The organism is Hungatella sp. SL.1.14, assembly GCF_024460495.1.
GTDB classification, from domain to species: domain Bacteria; phylum Bacillota; class Clostridia; order Lachnospirales; family Lachnospiraceae; genus Hungatella; species Hungatella hathewayi.
The window spans coordinates 155958-179344 of sequence record NZ_JANFYJ010000004.1 but is presented as its reverse complement, the minus strand read 5'-3'; the positions used below and the strand labels follow the sequence as shown (position 1 = coordinate 179344).

Annotated in this window: 19 protein-coding genes; 16 read left to right on the top strand and 3 right to left on the bottom strand. The window is 50.5% G+C overall.

Features of this window, described 5'->3' with window-relative positions:
• Position 1 precedes the first annotated feature (1 nt).
• Positions 2–844: a DegV family protein gene (locus NE473_RS06235; protein WP_055649782.1), complete on the bottom strand. Its 843-nt coding sequence runs from the start codon at positions 842–844 to the stop codon at positions 2–4.
• Positions 845–1163: 319 nt separating this feature from the next.
• On the opposite strand from NE473_RS06235, the gene NE473_RS06230 reads away from it, so the two are divergent.
• Positions 1164–2282, top strand: a complete 1119-nt coding sequence (locus tag NE473_RS06230; protein ID WP_242866098.1) for a zinc ribbon domain-containing protein — start codon at positions 1164–1166, stop codon at positions 2280–2282.
• A 33-nt stretch (positions 2283–2315) separates the two neighbouring features.
• On the opposite strand, the gene NE473_RS06225 is transcribed toward NE473_RS06230, so the two are convergent.
• Entirely contained in the window at positions 2316–3113 is a 798-nt protein-coding gene (locus NE473_RS06225) for an AraC family transcriptional regulator (protein WP_055649781.1), read from the bottom strand.
• A gap of 187 nt (positions 3114–3300) precedes the next feature.
• On the opposite strand from NE473_RS06225, the gene arfA reads away from it, so the two are divergent.
• The 8 genes from arfA to NE473_RS06185 all read left to right on the top strand — a co-directional run bounded on the left by arfA (position 3301) and on the right by NE473_RS06185 (position 14249).
• Positions 3301–4809: an arabinosylfuranosidase ArfA gene (gene arfA / locus NE473_RS06220; protein WP_055649780.1), complete on the top strand. Its 1509-nt coding sequence runs from the start codon at positions 3301–3303 to the stop codon at positions 4807–4809.
• A 239-nt stretch (positions 4810–5048) separates the two neighbouring features.
• Positions 5049–6080, top strand: coding sequence for a LacI family DNA-binding transcriptional regulator (locus NE473_RS06215; protein ID WP_055649779.1), 1032 nt, complete (start codon positions 5049–5051; stop codon positions 6078–6080).
• 114 nt (positions 6081–6194) lie between these two features.
• Entirely contained in the window at positions 6195–7709 is a 1515-nt protein-coding gene (locus NE473_RS06210) for a sulfatase (protein WP_055649778.1), read from the top strand.
• The gene (locus NE473_RS06205) at positions 7706–9187 is read left to right on the top strand and encodes a sulfatase family protein (protein WP_055649777.1); all 1482 of its coding nucleotides are present in this window, start codon (positions 7706–7708) and stop codon (positions 9185–9187) included. The genes NE473_RS06210 and NE473_RS06205 overlap by 4 nt, the downstream gene beginning before the upstream one ends.
• An 88-nt stretch (positions 9188–9275) precedes the next feature.
• Complete coding sequence (locus NE473_RS06200; RefSeq protein WP_055649776.1) at positions 9276–10628, top strand: MFS transporter; 1353 nt, start codon at positions 9276–9278, stop codon at positions 10626–10628.
• A 5-nt stretch (positions 10629–10633) separates the two neighbouring features.
• Complete coding sequence (locus NE473_RS06195; protein ID WP_242866097.1) at positions 10634–11437, top strand: glycoside hydrolase family 3 N-terminal domain-containing protein; 804 nt, start codon at positions 10634–10636, stop codon at positions 11435–11437.
• A gap of 54 nt (positions 11438–11491) precedes the next feature.
• Positions 11492–12973: a glycoside hydrolase family 3 C-terminal domain-containing protein gene (locus NE473_RS06190; RefSeq protein WP_242866104.1), complete on the top strand. Its 1482-nt coding sequence runs from the start codon at positions 11492–11494 to the stop codon at positions 12971–12973.
• A 151-nt stretch (positions 12974–13124) separates the two neighbouring features.
• Positions 13125–14249 carry an anaerobic sulfatase maturase gene (locus NE473_RS06185; RefSeq protein WP_055649775.1) on the top strand — a complete coding sequence of 375 codons (1125 nt, stop codon included), beginning with the start codon at positions 13125–13127 and terminating at the stop codon, positions 14247–14249.
• Between the two features lie 20 nt (positions 14250–14269).
• Here the strand turns inward: NE473_RS06185 and NE473_RS06180 are convergent, their stop codons facing one another.
• Complete coding sequence (locus NE473_RS06180) at positions 14270–15067, bottom strand: hypothetical protein (protein WP_055649774.1); 798 nt, start codon at positions 15065–15067, stop codon at positions 14270–14272.
• Between the two features lie 138 nt (positions 15068–15205).
• Here NE473_RS06180 and NE473_RS06175 point away from each other — a divergent pair, with 138 nt between their 5' ends.
• From NE473_RS06175 to NE473_RS06145, 7 genes are all read left to right on the top strand, one after another.
• Positions 15206–16315 (top strand): hypothetical protein, encoded by a 1110-nt coding sequence (locus NE473_RS06175; RefSeq protein WP_081034840.1) that lies wholly within the window; start codon positions 15206–15208, stop codon positions 16313–16315.
• Positions 16312–16983 carry a response regulator transcription factor gene (locus NE473_RS06170; protein WP_055649772.1) on the top strand — a complete coding sequence of 224 codons (672 nt, stop codon included), beginning with the start codon at positions 16312–16314 and terminating at the stop codon, positions 16981–16983. Before NE473_RS06175 ends, NE473_RS06170 begins: the two co-directional genes overlap by 4 nt.
• Complete coding sequence (locus tag NE473_RS06165; protein WP_055649771.1) at positions 16980–18428, top strand: sensor histidine kinase; 1449 nt, start codon at positions 16980–16982, stop codon at positions 18426–18428. Before NE473_RS06170 ends, NE473_RS06165 begins: the two co-directional genes overlap by 4 nt.
• On the top strand, positions 18425–19255 hold the full coding sequence (locus NE473_RS06160) for a hypothetical protein (RefSeq protein ID WP_055649770.1): 831 nt from the start codon (positions 18425–18427) through the stop codon (positions 19253–19255). The genes NE473_RS06165 and NE473_RS06160 overlap by 4 nt, the downstream gene beginning before the upstream one ends.
• A 201-nt stretch (positions 19256–19456) precedes the next feature.
• On the top strand, positions 19457–20893 hold the full coding sequence (locus tag NE473_RS06155) for an N-acetylmuramoyl-L-alanine amidase (protein WP_055649769.1): 1437 nt from the start codon (positions 19457–19459) through the stop codon (positions 20891–20893).
• A gap of 131 nt (positions 20894–21024) precedes the next feature.
• A complete protein-coding gene (locus NE473_RS06150; RefSeq protein ID WP_055649836.1) occupies positions 21025–22404 on the top strand; it encodes an MATE family efflux transporter in 1380 nt (459 codons plus the stop codon).
• Complete coding sequence (locus NE473_RS06145; RefSeq protein WP_055649768.1) at positions 22379–23371, top strand: tRNA dihydrouridine synthase; 993 nt, start codon at positions 22379–22381, stop codon at positions 23369–23371. The genes NE473_RS06150 and NE473_RS06145 overlap by 26 nt, the downstream gene beginning before the upstream one ends.
• Positions 23372–23387: the final 16 nt, after the last annotated feature.

Genomic DNA, 23387 nt, shown 5'->3' with positions numbered 1-23387 from the left:
CCTACAGCTTCAGGGCACCGATTCCGACCAGCCCTGGTCCCGTGTGCACCGCAAGTGAAGCGGTTATGGCCTTTTCCATTACCAGTGTTCCGTGAGGAATACCGGCGATTAACTTGGGGCGCAGTTCTTCCGCCGCCTCTTTGCCGTCGCCGTTTAAGAGGGCCGTAAGGCAGGGAGCGTCACCTGCGAATGCCTTCACTTCCGCGAGAAGTCTGGAAAGCCCCTGCCTCGAACCGCGGATTTTGGCAACGGTGTAGTAAACGCCTTCTTCATTGCAGGAGATAATCGGCTTTAGGTTCAGCATACTCCCCACTACTGAGGTGACCAGTCCGATGCGGCCGCCTTTTCTTAAATAGGTCAGTGTATCCATATAATAGAATATCTTACATTCCTTTACTTTCCCGGGCAGGACCTCTGTCAGCTGGTCAAAGTCCATACCTTCTTCCATCTTCATGGCAGCCCAGAGAGCCAGAATTCCAGCGCCGAAAGAGACACTTTTGGTATCCAGTACAAAAGAGGTCAGTTCATGCTCCTCTGCCAGAACGTGATTGACTGTATTATACGTGCCGCTCAATCCGCTGGATATCGTAAATGCGAGTACATGGGTGTATCCCTCCGATTTGATTTCCTCCGCCATATTTTTCACATCCTGAGGACTGGGGGTCGAGGTTGTAGGGATTTCCCTGGGGAATCTCTGGTAAATTGTCTCGGGGAAGATATCGACTCCGTCAACATAATCCTTCTCAGGGTAAATGATGTGCAGGGGCATAACTTTCATATGATATTTTTGAATCAGCTCGTCGGATACGTCACAGCCGGAATCAATCAGGATAGCAGTCTTCATATTAAAACCTCCATATGTAGTAATCGAAACTATATAATCCAGTATCTCATAAGAAGGCCGTGGTGTCAATCTATTCTTTCTGTTTTTAATCAATTTTCCCGCTGCGTGAATTGTTACATAATAATTCTCAAATTTGCAAGAGAAACTTAATAGTTCCCTCTCGGTGATTATAGTATACTTAATTATCATGGAAGAGTACGAAAGGATTGATGGTATGATTTGCCCGAAATGTGGACATGAAACATCAGGAAATTACTGCAGCAGCTGTGGAGCACCGCTAAAGAACGGTTATATGGCAGAGTCGGCTGAAGAATATGAAATGAGAAAGAGACTGGCGGAGGAGCTGGCGGAGTTAGAGGATGAGGCTGACCGGCAGTCCGGTGATGCCCGTTCCGGTTTTATCAGCCGGTTAAAAACTCAGACCAGGCGAACTCCTGCAGATACGGAAGCAGCTGACAGCGACAGCTGCCGGCCGCAGAGCCGAATGGCGGAAAGACCGAAACCAAAAGAGAAGGCTGCAAAGCCTAAAAAGTCAAGAGAAGGCACGGAAGGGCGAAAGGCAGAAGCAAAGGCGCAAGCAAAGGCAGAGACGAAGGCAGAGATAAAAGCAGAAACAAAAGAACAGAAAAAAAGGGAAGCCCGGATGAAAAAGCTGGAGGCTGAGGTGGAGCGCCTGCGCAGCAGCGGTGGGAGTAACAGCCTGGAACGCGGCAGCCAGAAGAGCGGCAGTCAGAAGAGCGGCAGCCAGAAGAACAGCAACGGCGGCCAGAAGCACGGCATCCAGGAAAACATACGGCCGTCTTCCCGTGGCATGGCAGCTGGCAGAATGCCGAACGTGGGAGAGTGGGAATGGGATAGTGACGGCGGGCCAGGCATTCCTGATGTTGAATCGCGGATAACCGAAAAGGCAGATCCGGACGGCGCGGGTCTTGGAGAGATGATGGTAAAAAGCGTAGTGACAGCTGCTGTCATGATGGCGAGAGTGATGCAGCTGGTTTCATTTTTCCTGATGGCGGGCATGGTATTCATTATGGCAAAGTCCTTCTGGGAGCATGGCCAGGCGTTAGGAGATATCCGCTTGATGGCAGCGGAAGCCAATTACGGAATGGCGCTCTATGTCGGTTTTGCCGGGATTACCCTGTTTATGGGACTGATCTGGTGCCTCTGGATTCCGTCTAAAAAGGGAGCCGGTGGCGGCGTGCGCATGAAGAAATACGATACGGGAAGAGGCTTTCTGCCGTTCCTTCTCTGCATGGCGGCAGTGGCAGCAGCGTCAGTGATCCTGCCGCGGATTCCGGCCGGGGAGGAGGCATGGAAGGGGCTGGCGGCTGGGGCGGCGGCAGCCTTGGAAGCGGTGAATGCCCATCGCGGCACTCTTTTTCTCAGCAGTACCGCCGGAGCCGTTCTCTCTCTCGTGAGAAAGATGCTGCGGGTCTGAAGCCTTCTGCCGCACTTCTCTGAAAGATAAAAATTAGGATGAACAATGTTCCTTCCACCTGCGGGCGTACTCCTTGGGAGAACACCCGCATTCTTTTTTAAAATACCGGGAAAAGTGGGTAATGTCAGAAAAACCGCATTGCCGTGCCGCCAGGTTAATTGGAAGCGCCTCATTCGTGAGCAGATTTTTCGCTTTTTCCAGGCGGACAGAGAGAAGGTCTGCATGAGGGGTACTCTGGAAAAATCTCTGGTAACAGGCGAAAAACTGGCTCTTCTCAAGATTTGCTCTGCGGCATAAATCCTCGGTGGTCCAGGGCTTTTCATAGCTGCGCAGCATATCAAGCCGGAGACTTAAAAAAATCTCATACAGTTCCCGGTTTTCTGTCATGTCAGTATTCGCTCCGGCCATGGCCCGCGCGATGGCTATCAGCATCTCATTTAATAGAAAATACTCTTTCTCCTCTGCAAAAGGACGTGAGGCAATCCGTTCCTCTTGAATCTTTCTGATATACTCGTCAATTTCATCGGGATTTCCAGGGTAAAAAATGGTGTTTAACGGAATACGAAAGTACTCGGCCAACGGGGCGGAGCAGGAAAAATGGATATAACTGTTCCGGAACTTTTGAACAGCCTCATAGTGCTGCATGGTCTGAGGTGTATACAGGATGCAGGCATTTTCACGGGTCAGGTTCAGCTCCTGATTTAAGTAGAATTTCATCGGAGTTTTCAGCAGCAGGAATAAGTAATCTCCACTGCCTCCTGGACGGTATATCCGGTCTTTCGGCGGATTTTGCCGATTGTATTCACAGAAATGTATTTCGAAATTAAGCATGAATGCGCCTCCCTGCTCTGATTTTTCTTCTGTTACCCAACTTTCTTGACAGTAATTTCCATGTTAATACCAGTATAAGCTTAATCGGAGAAAAAATCAAATGCTTCGGAGAAAAGTCAATGGCTTTTTTTCGGGAACCTGCTAAGATATGAGTATCAGGATACAGTGAAAAAAGGAGAATAACAGAATGAAAAAAGCAGAGATTATCATTGATAAGTATTTTCTGACAGGCAGCGTTGATAAAAGAATATTTGGTTCTTTCATTGAGCATCTGGGGCGTGCCGTCTATGGCGGTATCTACCAGGAGGGCCTTGCGTGTTCCGACGAACAGGGGTTCAGAAAAGATACTCTGGAACTGGTCAAGGAACTTCAGGTGCCGATTGTGCGCTATCCGGGCGGCAATTTCGTATCGGGCTTTCACTGGGAGGACAGTGTGGGGCCAAAGGCACAAAGACCTGCAAGAACAGATCTGGCCTGGAGAGTGATTGAGACCAATCAGTTCGGACTGAATGAATTTGCGGACTGGTCCGGGAAGGCCGGCAGCAAGATGATGATGGCGGTCAACTTGGGAACGAGGGGCCCGGAGGATGCCAAAAACCTGCTGGAATACTGTAATTTCGAAGGAGGCACCTATTACAGTGACTTAAGAAAATCACACGGCTATGCCAAACCCCATGACATCAAGCTGTGGTGCCTGGGCAATGAGATGGATGGAACGTGGCAGATGGGCCATAAGACAGCGGGAGAGTACGGCCGGATCGCTTCAGAGACATCCCGCATGATGAAATGGCTGGACCCGGAGATCGAGACTGTGGCCTGCGGCAGCTCCAGTCTGACCATGCCGACATTCGGAGAATGGGAGTACCAGGTTTTAAACGAGTGTTACGATGAGGTGGACTATTTATCCCTGCATCAGTATTACGGAAACCGCAGCGGTGATACGGCGGATTTTCTCGCTTCCTCCAAAGGGATGGATGACTTCATTTCCGGAGTCGTATCGATCTGTGACGCAGTGAAGGCAAAAAAACACGCCGGAAAAAATATCAATTTGTCCTTTGACGAGTGGAATGTATGGTATCACAGCAACGAACAGGACAAGGAGATTCAGGCGTGGACCCAGGCGCCTCATCAGCTGGAGGATGTCTATAACTTTGAAGATGCGCTTTTAGTGGGAAGCATGCTGATCACCATGCTGAGACATGCGGACAGAGTAAAGATTGCATGCCTGGCCCAGCTGGTTAATGTCATCGCACCCATCATGACGTCTGATACCGGCGCATGGCGTCAGACCATCTTTTATCCCTACATGCACGCCAGTGTTTACGGGAAAGGCACCGTTTTGACGACTCAGATCAAGGCGCCGGTGTATGACAGCCGTACCTATGGCACCGTATCCACCTTAGACTGTGTATGCATCTGGGATGAGGAGGCGGAGGCCGTTACAATGTTTGCTGTAAACAAGGATCTGGAGGACGATGCGGAAGTCTCCTGTGATTTGCGCCAGTTTGAAGGGTATCAGGTGAAGGAGCATATCGTGCTTACCCATGATGATATGAAAGCCGTTAATACGGAGGAGGCACCGGATACTGTAAGCCCTGTGCGTTCAGAGGCTTCCAGAATGGAGAACGGCGTCTTTACCACTGTATTTGGCAGGCACAGCTGGAACGTAGTGCGTCTGGTGAAAAATCAGTTATAGATCCGCAGAGAGAAGAGAATCCCACTTGTGGGATTCTTTGCTGTTCTCTGGATACGGAAACAGGGGGACAGTGCTGAAGAAAGACAAAGAGAAGATATGTAAAAAATGCACAAATAAAATCTTGTTTTTTGTATGAAACGCATATTGTTTGCATAATCACTTTTTGTTATTATAAATCCAGAAAGTTTGAAAACGCTTTCAAGAACAGAATGCAAAGAACGGCACCATCGAGGTATAACATGACAGCATCGATTTATGACGTAGCAAAGCGGGCAGGAGTTTCTATCTCCACCGTTTCCAGAATACTGAATAACAGCGCCAATGTAAGTGAGAAGAAGGTCCGGGCTGTAAAAGAGGCGATGGAATATTATCAATATGAGCCGAATCAGTTCGGAAGAGGTCTGGTAAAGCAGAGGTCTAATATCATTGGGGTTTATTTTCCGTTCCATTCAGGGTCGGTGTTTGAATCCTCCTATAATCTGGAGCTGTTAAAAGGAATTGAACGGGTTCTCACAAGACATAATTACAGTATGGTATTGATCAGTGAGTCGGAGGAATATTCCAACCGGGTTAAGGGGACTCCCCGTTTCCTGGAGTATGTGAGGCAGAGAAGAATTGACGGCCTGCTTCTGAGCGGACTGAACAGCAAATCAATGGAGGAAGAGGCGTTTCAGCAGATTCTGGAGGAAGAGTATCCGGTGGTGTATATCGGTAAAAGATTTCATAAGAAGGGGATTAATGTATATGCCCAGTATGAGAGCTACAGACACCAGATGATTAAAACTCTGTATGCATACGGACACCGGAAGATCATCCTCTACTTTTACAGCAGCCACCAGAACTATCTGTCCGCTATCGTCAACAGGGCAAAAGATGAGATGGAAGATCTGGAACTGGCAGCAATCATTCTTCCGCATATGACAGATATCAGACAGGAGCTGACAGCGGATATGAGAAAGTATGTGGCAGGAGGCGGCTATACGGCCATCTGTTCTCCGGGGATTGAGACGACCCAGATCATTTTAAGTGTGTGCGGGGAACTGCGGTTGTCTGTGCCGGAGACCGTGTCCATCCTGTCCGTCGAACATAAGAATGGCGAAGGGCGGCAGATGTTTCCGCAGATTTCAGCATTCTATGTGCCGGCAAAGGATATGGGAAGCGGGGCGGCGGAGCTTTTGCTGGACATGATAGAAGACCGCTCTCCAGATGAAATGTCCAGAGAATATGAGACCAGATTTTTTGACAGAGAATCAATAAGGCAGCTTTCATAAGCAGCCTTTTGACCGCTCTTTTTTGAAAACGTTTTCTGAAAGCGTTTTCAAATAGTTGCAAAAAGAGTGCAGATATAGAAAACAGATGCAGAAAAATAAGACAGGAGGAGTTGCATGAAAGCAATTATGGTTATGTATGATTCCCTGAGACGCGATTTACTGGAATCATACGGTTGTGACTGGACGAAGACGCCGAATTTCAAAAGACTGGCGAAATTAAGTGTCCAATTTGAGAATTGCTATGTGGGAAGCATGCCATGTATGCCGGCGAGAAGGGAGCTGCATACGGGCAGAATTAACTTTTTCCACAGGAGCTGGGGGCCGATGGAGCCGTTTGACGACTCGATGCCGGAACTGTTAAAAAATGGAGGCGTCTACACCCATCTGGTCAGCGACCATCAGCACTACTGGGAGGATGGAGGCTGTACCTATCACAACCGGTATTCGTCATGGGAGATTTCCAGGGGGCAGGAAGGCGATCTCTGGAAAGCAGATTTAGCGTACCAGTATGACCGCAGCACTGTGTTTAAAAACAAGGAGGTCATGATGAGTTACCCTCCTTACAGACGGATGATGGCCCAGGATGCTGTCAACCGCAGCTATATGGAGGCCGAAGAAACGACATCCCAGGCAGTCACATTTCAACAGGGGCTGGAGTTCATCGAGAAGAACCATGAGGCGGATCACTGGTTCCTCCAGATCGAGACCTTCGATCCCCACGAACCGTTCTATTCTCTGAAGGAGGACAAGGCACTCTATCCCCATACATTTCTGGGAGATGCGGCGGCGGAGGCCGACTGGCCGCCTTACGCGCCGACAGCAGAGGATGAAAATACAATCCAGCATGTCCGTTACGAATATGCGGCGCTGCTCTCCAAGTGCGACCGCTATCTCGGAAAGGTGCTGGATATGATGGATCAGTACCATCTATGGGACGATACCATGCTCATTGTCAACACAGATCATGGATTCCTGTTGGGAGAACACGGCTGGTGGGGGAAGACCAGCATGCCAATCTATGAAGAGATTGCTCACACTCCGCTCTATATCTACGATCCGCGCCGAAGAGAATGCGCCGGGGTCAGGAGACGTGCAATCGTTCAGACTATCGACTTAGCGCCAACGCTCCTGGACTTTTTCGGTATGGAGATTCCGAAGGACATGGAAGGAAAGCCGCTTACCGGCGTGATGGATTCGGATGAAGCGATTCGGAAATATGCGGTGTTCGGATACCATGGAAGCCAGGTGGATGTGACAGACGGCCGTTATGTGTATATGCACGCGGCAGAGCATCCTGAGATTCCTGCTTATGAATACACGCTGATGCCCACTCACATGAGGTGCATGTTCCAGCCTGAGGAACTGGCGGGAATGGAACTGGCGGAGCCGTTTTCCTTTACAAAGGGCTGTAAAGTCATGAAGATTCAGAGTAAGGATCACATGGGGGATACGACGTCATTCGGCTCTCTGCTCTTTGATTTAAAAGAGGATCCTGGCCAGGAGCATTCCCTTGAGGATGAGACGGTGCGCGAACAGATGAAGGCGTATATCCGTGAATACATGGAGAAAAACGACGCCCCGGAGGAGCTCTTTCGCCGTCTGGGGTTTGATGGAAAGAGGCCAGTATGAAAAAACGTCCGAACATTGTAATCATCAATCCCGATCAGATGCGGGCGGATTCCATGTCCCATCTGGGCAATCCGGCGGCGGTTACGCCGAATCTGGATGAACTGGCAAAGGACGGAGTATCCTTCGCTCACGCCTTCTGTCAGAATCCGGTGTGTACCCCCTCACGGTGCAGCTTTATGAGCGGCTGGTATCCCCATGTGGCCGGGCACCGCACCATGAACCACATGATGCATGAGCACGAGCCGGTACTTTTAAAACGTCTTAAGAATCACGGTTACCATGTCTGGATGAACCAGCGAAATGACTTGCTGCCCGCACAGGATCCGGAGTATTATAAAAGCTACTGCGATACTTATTTTACAATCGGAAAAGACCGGAGGCCGGATGAACTTCCGAAGGATTCATTCCGGGGGGAGCGGGGAGAAAAGAACTTTTATTCCTTCTACCGGGGAAAGCTGCCGGAGCACAGGGATTTAGATCAGATCTGGACGGAGGGCGCAGCTGAATTTATCCGGGGCTATGAGGAAGAGCGGCCTTTTTGCATCTTTCTTCCGCTGATGCTTCCACACCCGACGTATCAGGTCAGCGAGCCGTATTTCAGCCGCATTGACCGGAGGAAGCTGCCGGAACGGATTTTGCCGCCGGAAGGATATTCGGGAAAATCCAGAATGCAGAGGGAACTGGCGGCCCTGCAGAACATGAGGGACTGGAGTGAGGCAGAATACGATGAACTGCGGGCTGTTTATTTAGGGATGTGCAGCCGGGTGGATGATCTTACCGGCCAGGTTGTCAGGGCGCTGAAGGAAAAAGGTATCTACGACGACACCGCCGTCTTCTTTTTCAGCGATCACGGAGATTATACCGGGGATTACGGTCTGGTAGAAAAGGTTCAGAACTGTTTTGAGGACTGTCTGACCAATGTCCCGTTTCTTGTGAAGCTGCCTGCAGATATGCAGAAACGCCATGGAATCAGTCAGGAAATGACGGAACTGGTCGATTTCTATGCAACCGCGGAGGCGGTGGCAGAGCTGCCGGCTGAACATACACAGTTCGGAAGATCGCTGATCCCTTACATGGAGCAGCGGGAAGAGGCGCTCCGCCAGGCGGTATTCTGTGAGGGCGGTTTCAGAAAAGGAGAAGACCACTGCAAGGAGACCGGAGGCCAGGCAGTACCGGATCCCGACGGTCAGTATTATCCAAGGCAGTTTTTACAGGCCTCTGATGAGATGTATAATGGAAAAGCCACGATGTGCCGGACAAGGGATTATAAATATGTCAGAAGACTCTATGAAGAGGACGAATTCTACGATCTGATTCTGGATCCGAAGGAGACTGAAAACCGTATCAGATGTCCTGAGTATGCGTCTGTGATCATGGAAATGAAAGAGAAGCTTCTGGAATTTTATCAGGATACATGTGATGTGGTTCCATTTCAAAAGGATGCCAGAATGGAAAAAGAGTTTACACGCTGGCTGTGAGCAGTGCGAAAAAGCCGGTACTGGTGCACAGCGAAGTTATGGTTGATAAAGCGAATGAAAACAATCATATATAAAGGAGAAGAAACGTATGGAAACGAAGTATGCAAAGGCAAAGTTTTTGGATGTTTTCAAATATTCATTTGGGGGACTGGGGTCAAACCTCGCATTTTTTCTTGTCATGTCTTATCTCACATTTTTTTATACCGATATATTCGGAATCAGTTCCATGGTAGTATCCGGACTGATGCTGATATCCCGATTCATTGACGCATTTACCGATCCGGTTATGGGGATGCTGGGAGACCACACCCGCTCGAAAATGGGAAAATACAGGCCGTGGATTATCTGGGGAGCTCCTGTCCTCGGGTTCCTCATCTTCCTTCTTTTTACAGCACCGGACTTATCACCAAATATGAAGGTGGTCTATGTCTACGTTGTGTATATCGCCTATTCACTGGCCTCAACCGTAGTTAATATCCCTTATCATTCCCTGACACCGGTGATGTCCCAGGATCCGTATCAGAGAACCGTCATCGTTTCCTGGAAGCAGGGCATGGGAACCGTATCCCAGTTTATCATCACCATCATGGCGCTTCCGCTGGTGGAGGCCTTTGGCGGCGGAAAACAGGGCTGGGCTGTCTATGGCGCATTAATCGGTATTTTAACGACTGCCGCATTCTGGATCTGCGCATGGGGCGGAAAGAAGTACGATGTCTGCGATATGGACAAAGAGCGTGTTCCAATGAACATGGCAAAGGATTTGAAACTGCTGATAAAAAACAAACCCATGCTGATGCTTATGATCGCCTTCGGAACCGATGTTCTGGCGAACGCCACCTACAGTGCCGTAAATATGTATTACTTTAAATATGTGTTAAATAGAGTAGACTTAGTTCCCAAGGTTGCCTCCGCCATCCTGTTTGCAGGAATCATTCTCCTTCCGCTGCTTCCGGCGTTATCCAGGTTATTTGGAAAAAAACGGCTGTACTGGTTTGGAAGCCTGTTCTCCATTATCCCGCTGGTGGTGATGTGGCTGAAGCCTACGGCGCCGGTAACGATCCTTATGAGTATGATGGCTGTATTTGGATTCATTTCCCGTATTCCGAGCAATCTGGGGTGGGCGATGCTTCCGGAGTGTTCTGACTACGGCGAGTGGAAATTCGGGCAGAGAGCAGACGGACTGATGTCCTCCTCCCTGACATTTATCAATAAATTCGGGATGGCGATCGGCGGATTTATCGCCAGCTTTTTACTGGGACTGGTTGGTTTTGTGGCAAACCAGGAACAGACTCCGCAGGTGTTAAATATGATTGTGTTCCTGCGCTTCGGAATGCCGGTGCTCGGCTATATAGCCTCCCTGATTTCTATGGCATTCTATGAGATTACCAATGAAAAATATGCAGAGATCCGGACGGAACTGGATGAGAGAGGGGAAGGTTGAAAGCGATGACAGATAAGATAAAAGATCTGGTAACAGCCATGACACTGGAAGAAAAGGCACTTCTGTGTTCCGGAAAGAATTTCTGGCAGATGGAAGGGATCGAACGACTGGGAATCCCTTCTGTCATGGTAACCGATGGTCCTCACGGCCTGCGTAAGCAGGCCGGTGAGGCAGATCATCTGGGGCTGAATCAGAGCGTGAAAGCCACCTGCTTTCCGCCTGCGGTCACCTCAGCCAGCAGCTGGGATAAAGCTGCTCTGTATGATATGGGTCAGGCGATCGGAGAGGAGTGCGTTCAGGAGGAGGTTGCGGTCGTCTTAGGCCCCGGTACCAACATCAAACGGTCTCCGCTCTGCGGCCGTAATTTTGAATACTTCAGCGAAGACCCGTATCTGGCCGGCGAGATGGCGGCGGCCTGGATCAGCGGCGTACAAAGTAAGGGAATCGGAACGTCGCTCAAACATTTTGCGGCTAATAATCAGGAAAAGGCCAGGCTTGTCAGCAATTCGGTGGTGGATGAGCGGGCACTGAGAGAAATCTATCTTGCCCCGTTTGAAAAGGCGGTAAAACAGGCGCAGCCATGGACGGTGATGTGTTCTTACAACCGGATTAACGGTGTGTATTCCTGTGAGAATGAATGGTTGCTGACAGAGGTTCTTCGGAATGAGTGGGGCTTTCAGGGGCTGGTCATGACCGACTGGGGCGCCATGAATGACAGAGTGAAAGCCTTAAAAGCCGGGCTTGAGCTTGAAATGCCCGGACCGGATCCTTATAATGACAAGAAAATTGTTGATGCAGTGAGAAACTGAGAACTGGATGAAGCGGTATTAGACCGCGCGGCAGAGCGTCTCCTCACTGTGATTATGAGGGCAGGGGAAGTCCATAAAAAAGAATATGATGCGGCGGCGCACCATAATCTTGCCCGGCGAATTGCAGCAGAATCTGTGGTGCTGCTTAAAAATGACGGAATGCTCCCGCTGAAAAAAGAGAATTCCTATGCAGTGATCGGTGCATTTGCTGAAACACCGAGATATCAGGGGGCCGGCAGTTCCAGGATTCATCCGCATCAGATCGACTGCGTGCTGGATTCTCTCCGGGAATCAGGAATAGCATTTGAATACGCTCCGGGGTATGAACTGGAACAGGATACAATCAATCCGGTACTGCTTGAAGAAGCTGCTGCCTGTGCGAAAGGGCGGGACGGCGTCCTTGTGTTTGCCGGACTGCCGGATTCCTATGAGAGCGAAGGGTTCGACCGGACTCATTTAAATCTGCCAAAGTCCCATACGGCCTTGATTGAGGCGGTAACAGCGGTAAATCCCCATGTGACCGTCGTTCTCCTCTGTGGTTCCGCCATTTTAATGCCGTGGAGAGACCGGGTGGAAAGTATTCTGCTCACATACCTGGGCGGGGAAGCTGCGGGAAGCGCCTGCGCGGATGTGCTGACAGGAACAGTGAATCCTTCCGGCCGTCTGGCAGAGACATTCCCGCTCTCACTGGAAGATACTCCGTGCTGCGAAAACTTCGCGGGAGAGGGGAAGGATGTGGAATACCGGGAAAGCATACTGGTCGGCTACCGGTATTACGACTGGGCTGAAAAACCGGTAGCTTTTCCCTTTGGTTATGGACTGTCATATACGTCATTTTCTTATGACAGCATGGAGATTGTGTGGGATGAAAAGGAGGAGAAAGGCGAAGCCAGGATTACTGTTACCAACACAGGAGAAACCTCCGGCAGTGAAGTCGTCCAGCTCTATATTGGGAAAGCACAGTCAGGGGTGATGCGTGCCGTCAGGGAGCTGAAAGGCTTTCAAAAAGTGTTCTTAGAGCCTGGAGAATTAAGGGAGGTGGTAATTGGGCTGGACAGGAGAAGCTTTTCCTGCTACGATGCGAACCGCTCCTGCTGGACGGTTGAAGCGGGCACCTATCAGATCTATGCGGCGTCCTCCAGCCGCGATTTAAAACTAAAAAAGGATCTGATGCTTCCGGGAAAGGAACTTTCCCATATCCCTGGATATGATGCTGCCGAAACAGTTAAGGACGGCCATTTCGCAGCAGACAGAAAACAGTTTAAACGCCTGTTTCCGGATGAACTGCCCTTAACACCGGATGACGGCCGGATTACCTTAAATACAATCGTAAAAGAAATCATGGCCAGTGAAAAAGGAAAAGCTCTTCTGGGCGGCCTTGTTGAGGGATATTCGGGCCGGTACTCAGGGGATGACGACGTCAGCCGGATGATGCTGGCAATGCTTCAGGACATGCCGCTGCGAAGCCTGGCGATGTTTGGAGCGGTGGAGATGGAGACGCTGGAAGAGATGGTCAGGGAGATTGGAAGGCCATAGAGGGGACTCGCCCCCTGTCCCTGTTCCATGGATTCTGCCGTGCGATTATTTACTCTTGTACTTACCGCAGGAAACCATTATAATATTTATCAGTATGTTTATGATCAATGGACGCCGGCATGAGTGCCGGCACGAAAGAGGGAGGGTGCTTATGCCGCCAATCAGTGTACTGATTAAACCATCGTCAGGAAATTGCAACCTGCGGTGTGAATACTGTTTTTATTATGATACGATGTCCAAACGGGAACAGGGTGCTTACGGGTTTATGTCGGTCCAGACGTTAGAGGATGTGATCCGACAGGTGCTGGCCTATTCGGAGGGAAGCTGTACCATTGCGTATCAGGGAGGCGAACCGACGCTCAGCGGGCTTCCGTTTTTTGAGAAATCAATCGAATTCCAGGAAAAATACAACGTCAATCATGTGAAGATATTTAATGCAATTCAGACCAACGGTTCACTTCTGGATAAGCAGTGGGCGGAGTTCTTTGTGAGGAATCATTTCCTTGTGGGCGTATCCTTGGACGGGGGGCCGAAACAGCACGACTATTACCGGAAAACTCCGGCAGGAAAAGGAAGCTTTACCCGCATCATGGAGAATATTGAAATGCTTAAGAAGACCGGAGTAGACTTCAACATACTTTCCGTGGTACATGCAAAGACTGCGCCTCATATTAAAAAGACGTATGAATTTTACCGGAAAAACCAGCTGGATTATCTCCAGTTTATCGCCTGCCTTGATCCGCTTATGGAAGAGCCGGGCGGCCGCGATTATTCGCTGACGCCGGAAGCGTACGGTACTTTTTTGATCGATTTATTTGAACTGTGGTTTCGTGATTTGAAGGAAGGAAAACAGCCGTATATCCGGCAGTTTGAGAACTATATTGCGATTCTTTTGGGGCAGATGCCGGAATCCTGCGACATGCGGGGAATCTGTGGGATGCAGTATGTGGTAGAGGCGGATGGAAGCGTATATCCATGCGATTTCTACGTTTTGGACGAGTACCGGCTGGGAAATTTCCGGACGGACACAGTGGAAATGATCGACAGGAAGCGGGAAGAGATTCAGTTTATCGAGAGCTCCCTGCAGAAAGAGGAGGCGTGTGCAGAATGCAGATATGCGTCGCTCTGCCGCGGCGGCTGCCGGAGAACCAGACAGGAAGAGCACGGGCATCATCAGTATTTCTGTCAGTCGTATAAGATGTTCTTCGATGCCTGCCTGCCTGGCCTTGTGGAGATCGCAGAGAGGATTGGACGCGGAGGGAGAATGCTTCAGTAAGACTCCTGTTCTGCTTTCTGTTATTCCTGACGGGAGGCATACTGAGGATTTGCCTCCCGCACCATGCCGCGGAAGGTATGGTGAAGCTCTTCAAATGCGGCAGTGACACGGGCAGGAATATCGACGTGGGCAATATAATTTTTGCCCAATGGACCATACCCATCCGTCCGGTCAGAAAGCCGCGGGATTTCACCCAGGAGCAGCGTGAGATAGCGGTCGATATCCCACATACCGGGAATATCATTCTCATAAACGAGTTTCCCGTCCCTGATTACGACGTGTGCCTGGTATACTGCATAATTGATGATGATGACATCATCAGGCACGTACTTGCGCAGACCGGCTTCCATGCGGTGCTGCATGGCTGCATCCTGAGCCAGGATGATGGAGCGGAAGGAAATCTGATGCTCCTTAAGGAGCTTAAGGAGACAGGTAATGTTGTTGCCGCAGTTCGTGGAACAGCATTCCAGATAATCAGCCTCCAGTCCGTAGCGTGCCTTCAAATATGCAGCAAAGACCATGGCCTCGGGAAGCCCCTCCGTCTCTATCTCCGGGCATTCCTGGTGAACCTTTGCCCGCAGAGTTGCTGTGGTATGGCCGGCTCCTCCCACAATGACATAGTTTTTTGCTGCATGCTGCCGGATCGCCCGGGCCAGCACATCGCCGCCGCACAGGATGCTGCCGCCGAACAGCACCATGACATCCGCCTGGTCAATTCCGTATATTCTTCTTAATTCTTCCTTCGTCAGTTCGTCAACGTCTCTTTTTCCGCAAAAATCCCCCAGAATATTGATGCATTCAGCGATTCGTCTGTTCATAGGTATCCTCCGTTTTTGACTATTCTACATTTTTTGACGGCAAAAGTCAAAAAAGGCTGAAATATTTTCGCCTGCATGCTATACTTACGTTACTGTTTGAACCTTGCCGATACCGTATGAATCTTAAAGAAAAGTCAGGTGATTCCATTGAAATACAGAAGCTTTTATGCCCGCGCGGCGGCAGGCCTCCTGTGTCTGTCCGTGCTTTTTTCGCCCTGGTATGGTCGTTTTACCGTCCACGCGGCGGAGGAGCAGGACATACTCAGCGCCTGCCGTGCATATCAGAAGCGCTTAAGCAGCGTAAAGAAAGAAGCAGATATTGCCGCATATGGTTTTGATATCATAGAAAATCAGGTATTCTCCATGACTGTCAAAGCGTTTGGCGACGTTTCCATGATTCCGGCCATGGACCGGACGTATCACCGCCTCGTTCTGTTTTTTACCGATGGAGACGGAAACACGGTTTACAGTACGGACCAGCTGGAGACAAACAATCAGGTCAGAGGAGAACTCCGGCAGCTGAATCAGGGGATTTCAGCCGTCTCCTTTCAGGATTTAGACGGGGATGATAAGATGGATATCCTTCTGATTACGTCCTGTGAAAAGAACGATTCCGCCGCAGGCAAGGCATATAAGGTAGGGGATGTGCTGTTTCAGAATGAACACGGTTTTTACCGCGACTGGCGCCTTTCCGACAAGATTAACCGGTTTGGAATGAACAAAAGCATCCGGTTTATCGAGTCTTTTCTGATGGACGGGTATTCAACGGAATTTCTGTATACGGCATCGACTCTGGATGAATTAAAAGAACATGGATTTGCGGTGGCAGAAGAGCTAAGTTCCTGGAGAACGTTTGAGAAGCTGGGCAGTCTTCTGGTGGTTCCCGGTACATACCGGATGGCGGAATATACCGTGTTTATGGTTTACCTCGTCAACGAGCAGGGCTACATTGTATGGAGCTTTCAGCCCATGGGCGATTACGAAAATTTATATGCACTAAAAGGCGTCGCCTGCAGAGACATCGACGGCGACGGTATGAAGGATCTGGCGGTTCTGGCGCGTTACAGCTACGAGGGAAAAGATGGCGAGATGGTTCTGGAAAATGATTACTCCATCTATTACCAGAAGACCGGCGGATTCTATCCGGATACAGAATTGAGAAAACAGTATCAGAGTAAAGACGACAGCACGATGGAGGAACTGGTGGAAACGGCCAGGGCCTATTGGGGGTGGAGACAGGAATCATGATAAAAATACTGATAGTGGACGACGAGAAACCGATTTGCGATCTGATCGATTTAAACCTGTCGGAGGCGGGATATCACTGCATATCCGTTCAGGATGGGGCAGAGGCGGTCGAAATCATTGAACATGAAAGATTCGACCTTATTTTACTGGACATTATGCTGCCTGGAATAGACGGCTTTGATATTATGGAATACATTCGTCCCATGGAAATTCCCGTTATATTTATTACGGCGAAATATGAGGTGAGAGACCGGGTGAAGGGCCTTAAGCTGGGAGCGGATGATTATCTGGTGAAGCCCTTTGATGTGGTGGAACTGGTAGCGAGGGTGGAGGCGGTTCTCCGCAGATATAATAAGACGGAACGGCGTCTGTCCGCAGGCGATGTGGTGGTTGATGTGGAGGCGCGGACCGTTAAGAAGGCGGGGAGACCGGTGGAACTGACCAACAAGGAGTTTTTGCTTCTCGTCCTTTTTCTGCGGAACAGGAATGTGGCGCTGTTTCGGGAGACGCTGTACGAGAAGGTGTGGGAAGGGGAGTATTCCGGCGACAGCCGAACGCTGGATTTGCATGTCCAGCGGCTGCGGAAAAAGCTTAACTGGGAAAACGGCGAATATCCACGGCTGGTGGCCGTATATAAGGTAGGCTACCGGCTTGAGGTAGGACGATGAAATTTTCACTGAAACTGCTTTTATGGACGATGATTGTCATGGCGGCCGCGTTTGGCTTCAGCGGGTTCTATTTCGTCAATTACGTGTTTGAACGCGCCCTGGACCGGGAAGCCGGCCAGGCTCTCGATGAGAGCAGCATTTTAAAGTTTGCCTTTGAGACGGCAGCTCTCAATGTTCCGGCCAAATATGACGTGCTTTTAGAGGATACGACACGGCAGATAGCCTCCAACTTAGAGGCGGGCGGACAGGGTACGGGGCGGATGCTTCGGATTTCCGACGATCAGAAACAGGTGCTGTACGCGGCTGAAGGCTTTGCAGCCGATGACGGGCTTCTTCTCGCGCTGCATGAAAATACGAAGACTTACCGGGTAATCCGGCTGGATGACAGGTATTATATTCAGACGGCTGCCGCAGTGGAGGCGCTGGATAAGAAGCTTTTTTTAGAGACGATGAGAGACGTCACAGAGGTGTTTCGCGACCGGGCCACGGGCTTCGTGGTTTACCGGAGGGTAACGGTCGTGATTCTGCTTCTGGGAACCGTACTCATGCATCTTATATCCTCCTGGCTGACAAGACCGATCCGGCTGCTGACACGGGCTACGAAGCGTATGGCGGCGGGCGATTACGATTACCGGGCCAGACTCGTAAGCGGCGATGAGCTTGGACAGCTGACAGAGGACTTTAACCGCATGGCGAATGCTCTGGAAGATACTATTATCAAACTGGAAGAGGAGATCCGTGCGAGGGAGGATTTCGTGGGAGCATTTGCCCATGAGCTGAAGACTCCTCTTACCGCGATCATTGGCTACGCGGATATGCTGCGGTCTCACCGGCTGGATGAGGAAAAAAGCTTTATGTGTGCCAATTACATTTACACGGAAGGGCGGAGACTGGAGACGATGTCACTGCGCCTGTTAGACATTATTGTGACAAAGCGCCAGGAGATCGATTTCCAGATGGTCTCGGCAGAATCACTGTTTTTCTACCTGTACGACATGTATGCGGCGAAGAAAAATATGGATTTTCATTTTACATACGATGAAGGGCTGATCCGGTGTGACGCCAGCCTGATCAAGTCTGTGCTCATCAATCTTTTAGATAACGCCTGCAAGGCGTCGGAGCCCGGCAGTCCTGTCGATGTGGACGGATATGCCCTTTCGGAGGGCTACCGTTTCTCCGTGAAGGACCACGGAGTCGGGATTCCGGAGGAAGAGCTTCACAAGATAACGAAGGCTTTTTACATGGTAGATAAATCGCGCTCCAGAAGCAGAAATGGAGCCGGTCTGGGGCTGGCCCTCTGCGAGGAGATCCTGCTTCTGCATCACAGCAGGCTGGAAATTGAGAGCGAGACGGGGAAAGGCTCCTGCTTCAGTTTTGTCATACCGTGGGAAGACGGCGGTTCTGCCGTCAGGCGCAGTAAGGAAGAGGGGGGCGGTGAGACGTGAAAAAGACAACTTTAAATTTCCTTCTTCTGCTGTTTGCTGTCACGGTTATGGTTCTGGCCATCTGGGGTCCGGAAGCCATATCCGGATACCGCGACAAATCGGTATTAAATGAGATCCACGTAAAAGAGGCGGAGGGAGAAGGAGAGGGCTACCGTTACTCTTTAAGCCGCAGCGATAAGCTGTATATACTTGCGGAAGCCTTAAACAGCCAGACGCTTCCGGAGAGCAGGCAGTATACCGCAGAGAGGCAGGAGGCCCCCGGGGAAACCTACGGGGGAACCGCGGGGACATATGCGTTTATTGTCAATCACAGAGGTCCGTCCGACCGTGAGATAAAAGAGGAGGAGCTCTTTGAGGCTGTAAATGAGGGGCTGGATACGTTAAAGAAGCTGGGAATTCTGCCCGAATCCGTAAGAGATGCAAACGCTGCCGCCTATGACGCCGTCCTTTATTCCGCGATCGATGTGCTGGAGCCCAGGAATAATGTAGCCGTGTGGAAGGTCAGCCTTTCCAATATCCAGAAAAATAACGACAGGGGAAACCGCCTGATTGATGCTTATATCGACGCGGATGATGGTAAGCTTTATGAGTTTTACGTCAGGACGGAACGTACCTGGGAGGACATGGATCCGGACGGGATTGCGGAGAAATGGAGCGGTTACCTGGGGCTTTTGGCCCCTCTTCCCTATGAGGGAAACAATCCTCTGATGGAAATGACTCCGTATTTCAAAAAGTATAAGCTTACCGGAGCGGGAAAAGGAGATACGACCGCCACGGTCGGCTATTACGACGGTATTCAGGAATTATTTGTAAAAATATCGAGATGATGCAACTTTGATGCAAAAATGATGATCTTTTGATGCAGCTCCCGTGTAATCTGGAATCAAGGAACATTGAGACGGATGACACAGGAGCTTTTGTGCAGCAGCCGGGAAGGCAGCGGGCGAAATGGGAATACTGGTGCGAAGCGGTACTGGCTGCACAAAAATCCTCCGGACATGTTTTTTGAGTGAAGGGGGAACCGGGCGATGAGATACGAGCGAAAAAACCGTTATAAGAAGAACGGGAAGAAAACGGGAAGAAGATGGCTGGAGGATTTTGCAGCGGCAGCGGCAGGAGGAATTGCGGCTGTGTTTTTATTTACGGCCATGGAGACAATGGGGAGTTTTTCCGGCACTGATGCGGCGGAGAATCAGCTGCCATCCGTGATCCTGGCAATGGCAAAGAACCAGCTGGCGGCTGGAAACCAGACTGTATCCGGGAAAAAAACGGTTTCTGCTTCGCAGGACCTGTCATTTCAGGCTGCCGAAACGGATCCGGATCATCCCCTGATTATGATAGACCCAGGCCACGGAGGGACGGATGAGGGCAGTTACGCGGGAGGGATACTGGAGAAAGACATCAATCTGGAAATTGCGAAGAAGCTGCGGGAATGTTTGGAGGAAGCGGGATACCGGGTTCTTATGACCCGCGGCTCCGATACGTATCTGACGAAGGAGCAGCGGGCGGAGGCGGCAAACGTAAGCGGGGCGGAGGCGTTTGTGAGCATCCATCAGAATACGTATGAAGATGGAGAACCGTCAGGAATCGAGACATGGTATGACGGGACAGATCAATCCCGCGACAGCAGGCGGCTGGCTCAGCTGATCCATGGAGAAGCCGTGAAGCGAACAGGCGCCAGAGAGAGGCAACTGCGGGGAGACGCCGGCTTTGTGGTGACGGGATGGACGAAAATGCCCGCGTGTCTGATCGAGACGGGATTCCTGTCCAGCCCGGAGGAAGCCGAAAAACTTTCCCAGCCGGAATACCAGGAGAAGCTGGCGGAAGGGATTGCCGGGGGAATCGACGCCTTTTTCCATCCAAAAACCATGTATCTAACCTTTGATGACGGCCCATCCGCTGAGAATACCGCCGCAGTCCTGGATGTGCTGAAGGACCGGAATATAAAGGCTACATTTTTTGTGGTAGGTGAAAATGTGAAGAAAAATCCGGAGGTGGCAAGACGGATTGTGGCGGAAGGCCATACCATCGGGATTCACTGCTACAGCCATGATTACAAACAGCTGTACGAGAGTACGGCAAGCTATCTGGAAGACTTTAACGAGGCCTATAAAACGGTGCTTGAAGTCACCGGGGTAAGAGTTAAGCTTTTCCGTTTCCCGGGCGGGAGCATTAACGCCTACAATAAAGCAGTCTGTCAGGATATTATAAAAGAAATGACGGACAGAGGCTTTATTTATTTCGACTGGAATGCCAGCCTGGAGGATGCGCTTAAGAGATCGGAGCCGGAAGAGCTGATTGCAAATGCGCGGGAGACGGCGCTGGGAAGAAAGCATGTGGTCATGCTGGCCCATGACATTGTCCGCAGCACAGCCCTGTGCCTGGGAGATTTAATCGATCAGTTTCCGGAATATCAGATGGAGCCGCTGACTCCGGAGGTAAAGCCCATACAGTTTCAGCCCTGATCTCTACTGGTGCAGTTTACTCCCGGACTCCTGCCGGTTCAGATTGCACTTTTTGCTTTGACAGGTTATAATCATTCTGGAAATATAAGGGATTGATCAAAGGAAAAAAAGAGAATCGGGAGAAAAATGGAATGGCCAAAATTAGGACAATGACGGAGGGGCATCCGCTGAAGCTTATTTTCGCGTTTTCACTGCCTCTGATGTTTGGCAATGTATTTCAGCAGTTTTACACGGTGGTGGACACGATGGTGGTCGGCCAGGCGCTGGGAGTCGGAGCGCTGGCAGCGCTCGGCGCCGCGGACTGGCTAAACTGGATGGTATTGGGGATGATTCAGGGCATTTCCCAGGGGTTTGCCATATTGATGGCTTTTGAGTTCGGAGCGGGAGATTATAAAAAACTACGGCAGGTTATCGCCCATTCAGCGGTTCTGGCCTGTATCGGATCGCTGGCCATGCTTTTGCTCATGCAGGCGGCGGCGCGGCCGGTTATGCTGCTGTTACATACGCCCGATGAAATTATCGGGCAGAGTCTTTTGTATTTAAGGATCATGTTCTGGGGAATTCCTGTCGTCATGGCATACAATGTGCTGGCCTCCATACTTCGCGCCATGGGAGACGGGAAAACGCCGCTTCACGCCATGGTTGTGGCCTCTGTGGTCAATATCGGCCTGGATCTGCTGTTTGTGCTCGTATTTCACTGGGGAATCGGCGGGGCGGCCGCAGCCACACTGATCGCGCAGGCCTGCTCCAGCTTATACTGTCTGAAGAGTCTGCTGAAGGTACAGATTCTTTCTTTTAAAAAGACGGATTTTCATCTGGAACCGTATCTCTGCAGAAAACTGATGGTATTGGGACTTCCCATGGCATTTCAGAACGGAATCATTGCGGTAGGCGGAATGATTGTGCAGTCGGTGGTCAATGGATTCGGAGTCCTTTTCATTGCAGGATTTACGGCGACCAACAAGCTGTACGGACTTCTGGAAATAGCCGCAACCTCCTACGGCTATGCCATGACGACCTATGTGGGCCAGAATCTGGGCGCCGGGAAGATTAAGAGAATCAGGCAGGGGATGAAATCAGGCCTTCTTTTAGCCATGCTCACCTCAGCGGTGATCGCGGCTGTCATGCTGGTCTTCGGGCAGGCGATTCTTGGCTGTTTCATTACGGGAACGCCGGAAGAGGCTGCCAAAACCATGGAAATCGCCTACCATTATCTGGCGATCATGAGCGTCTGCCTCCCCATCCTCTATCTGCTTCACGTGGTCCGTTCTTCCATTCAGGGTATGGGGGATACGGTTCTGCCCATGCTGTCCGGAGTAGTGGAATTTCTGATGAGAACGGGAGCCGCACTGCTCCTTCCTGTTGCCATGGGCCAGGAAGGGATCTTTTATGCGGAAATTTTGGCCTGGCTCGGCGCGGATGTGGTGCTGATCGTCAGTTATTTTGTGAAAATAAAAGGATTGAAAGGAGGAGGAGAGTCTGGTGATGGAAGCGAAGAAAGAATATCATAAGGAACCATGCTGCTGTTTTGCACCAATGGAGGGGATCACAGGCTATGTCTACCGGAACGCCCATCACGCGCTGTTTCCTCATGTGGATCTGTATGTCACTCCATTTCTGCAGCCCAATCAGAATCACCGTTTCTCTTCCAGGGAGCGGAACGATATTCTTCCGGAACACAACAAGGGAATTACCCTGATTCCGCAGATTCTCACAAACCGTGCGGAGGATTTCATCTGGATGGCGGGCGAGCTCGAGGCGCTGGGGTATGACGAGGTGAATTTGAATCTGGGCTGTCCCTCCGGAACCGTCGTTTCCAAATACAAAGGAGCCGGTTTCCTGGCGAAAAAGGAAGAACTGGATGCGTTCCTCGACGAGGTATGTTCGGGAATCAGAATCCGCCTCTCCGTAAAAACGAGACTGGGAATGGCATCGCCGGATGAATTTGAAGAACTGCTCGAGATCTATAATAAGTACCCTTTAAAAGAACTGATCATTCATCCCCGGGTGCGAAGCGATTTTTATAAGAATACGCCTGACCGCGCAGCGTTTTGCAGGGCTGTGAAAGCCAGCAAAAACGAAGTGTGGTACAATGGAGATATCTTTACTGCCGGGGACTGGAAGGAGTTCCGCGCCGGTGTTCCGGAAGTGGACTGCATCATGATGGGCCGGGGGCTGCTCGCCAATCCCGGTCTGGCCGGTGAGATAAAGGGGCTGGGGGGTCCGGACAAAGAACAGATCAGGGAATTTCACGACATGGTTTATCAGGGGTACCGGGAGACGATTTCCGGTGACAGGAATGTCCTGTTTAAAATGAAGGAATTCTGGTTTTACCTGCTGTTTCTGTTTCCGGATTCGGAAAAATACGGAAAGAAAATCCGCAAGGCGGAACGTGCGGCGGAGTATGAAGCGGCTGTCGCCGCGCTGTTTCGGGATCTGGATATCAAAGAGGGACGCGGATACGGAGGCGAACGCTAGCGTGTGTCTGAACGTG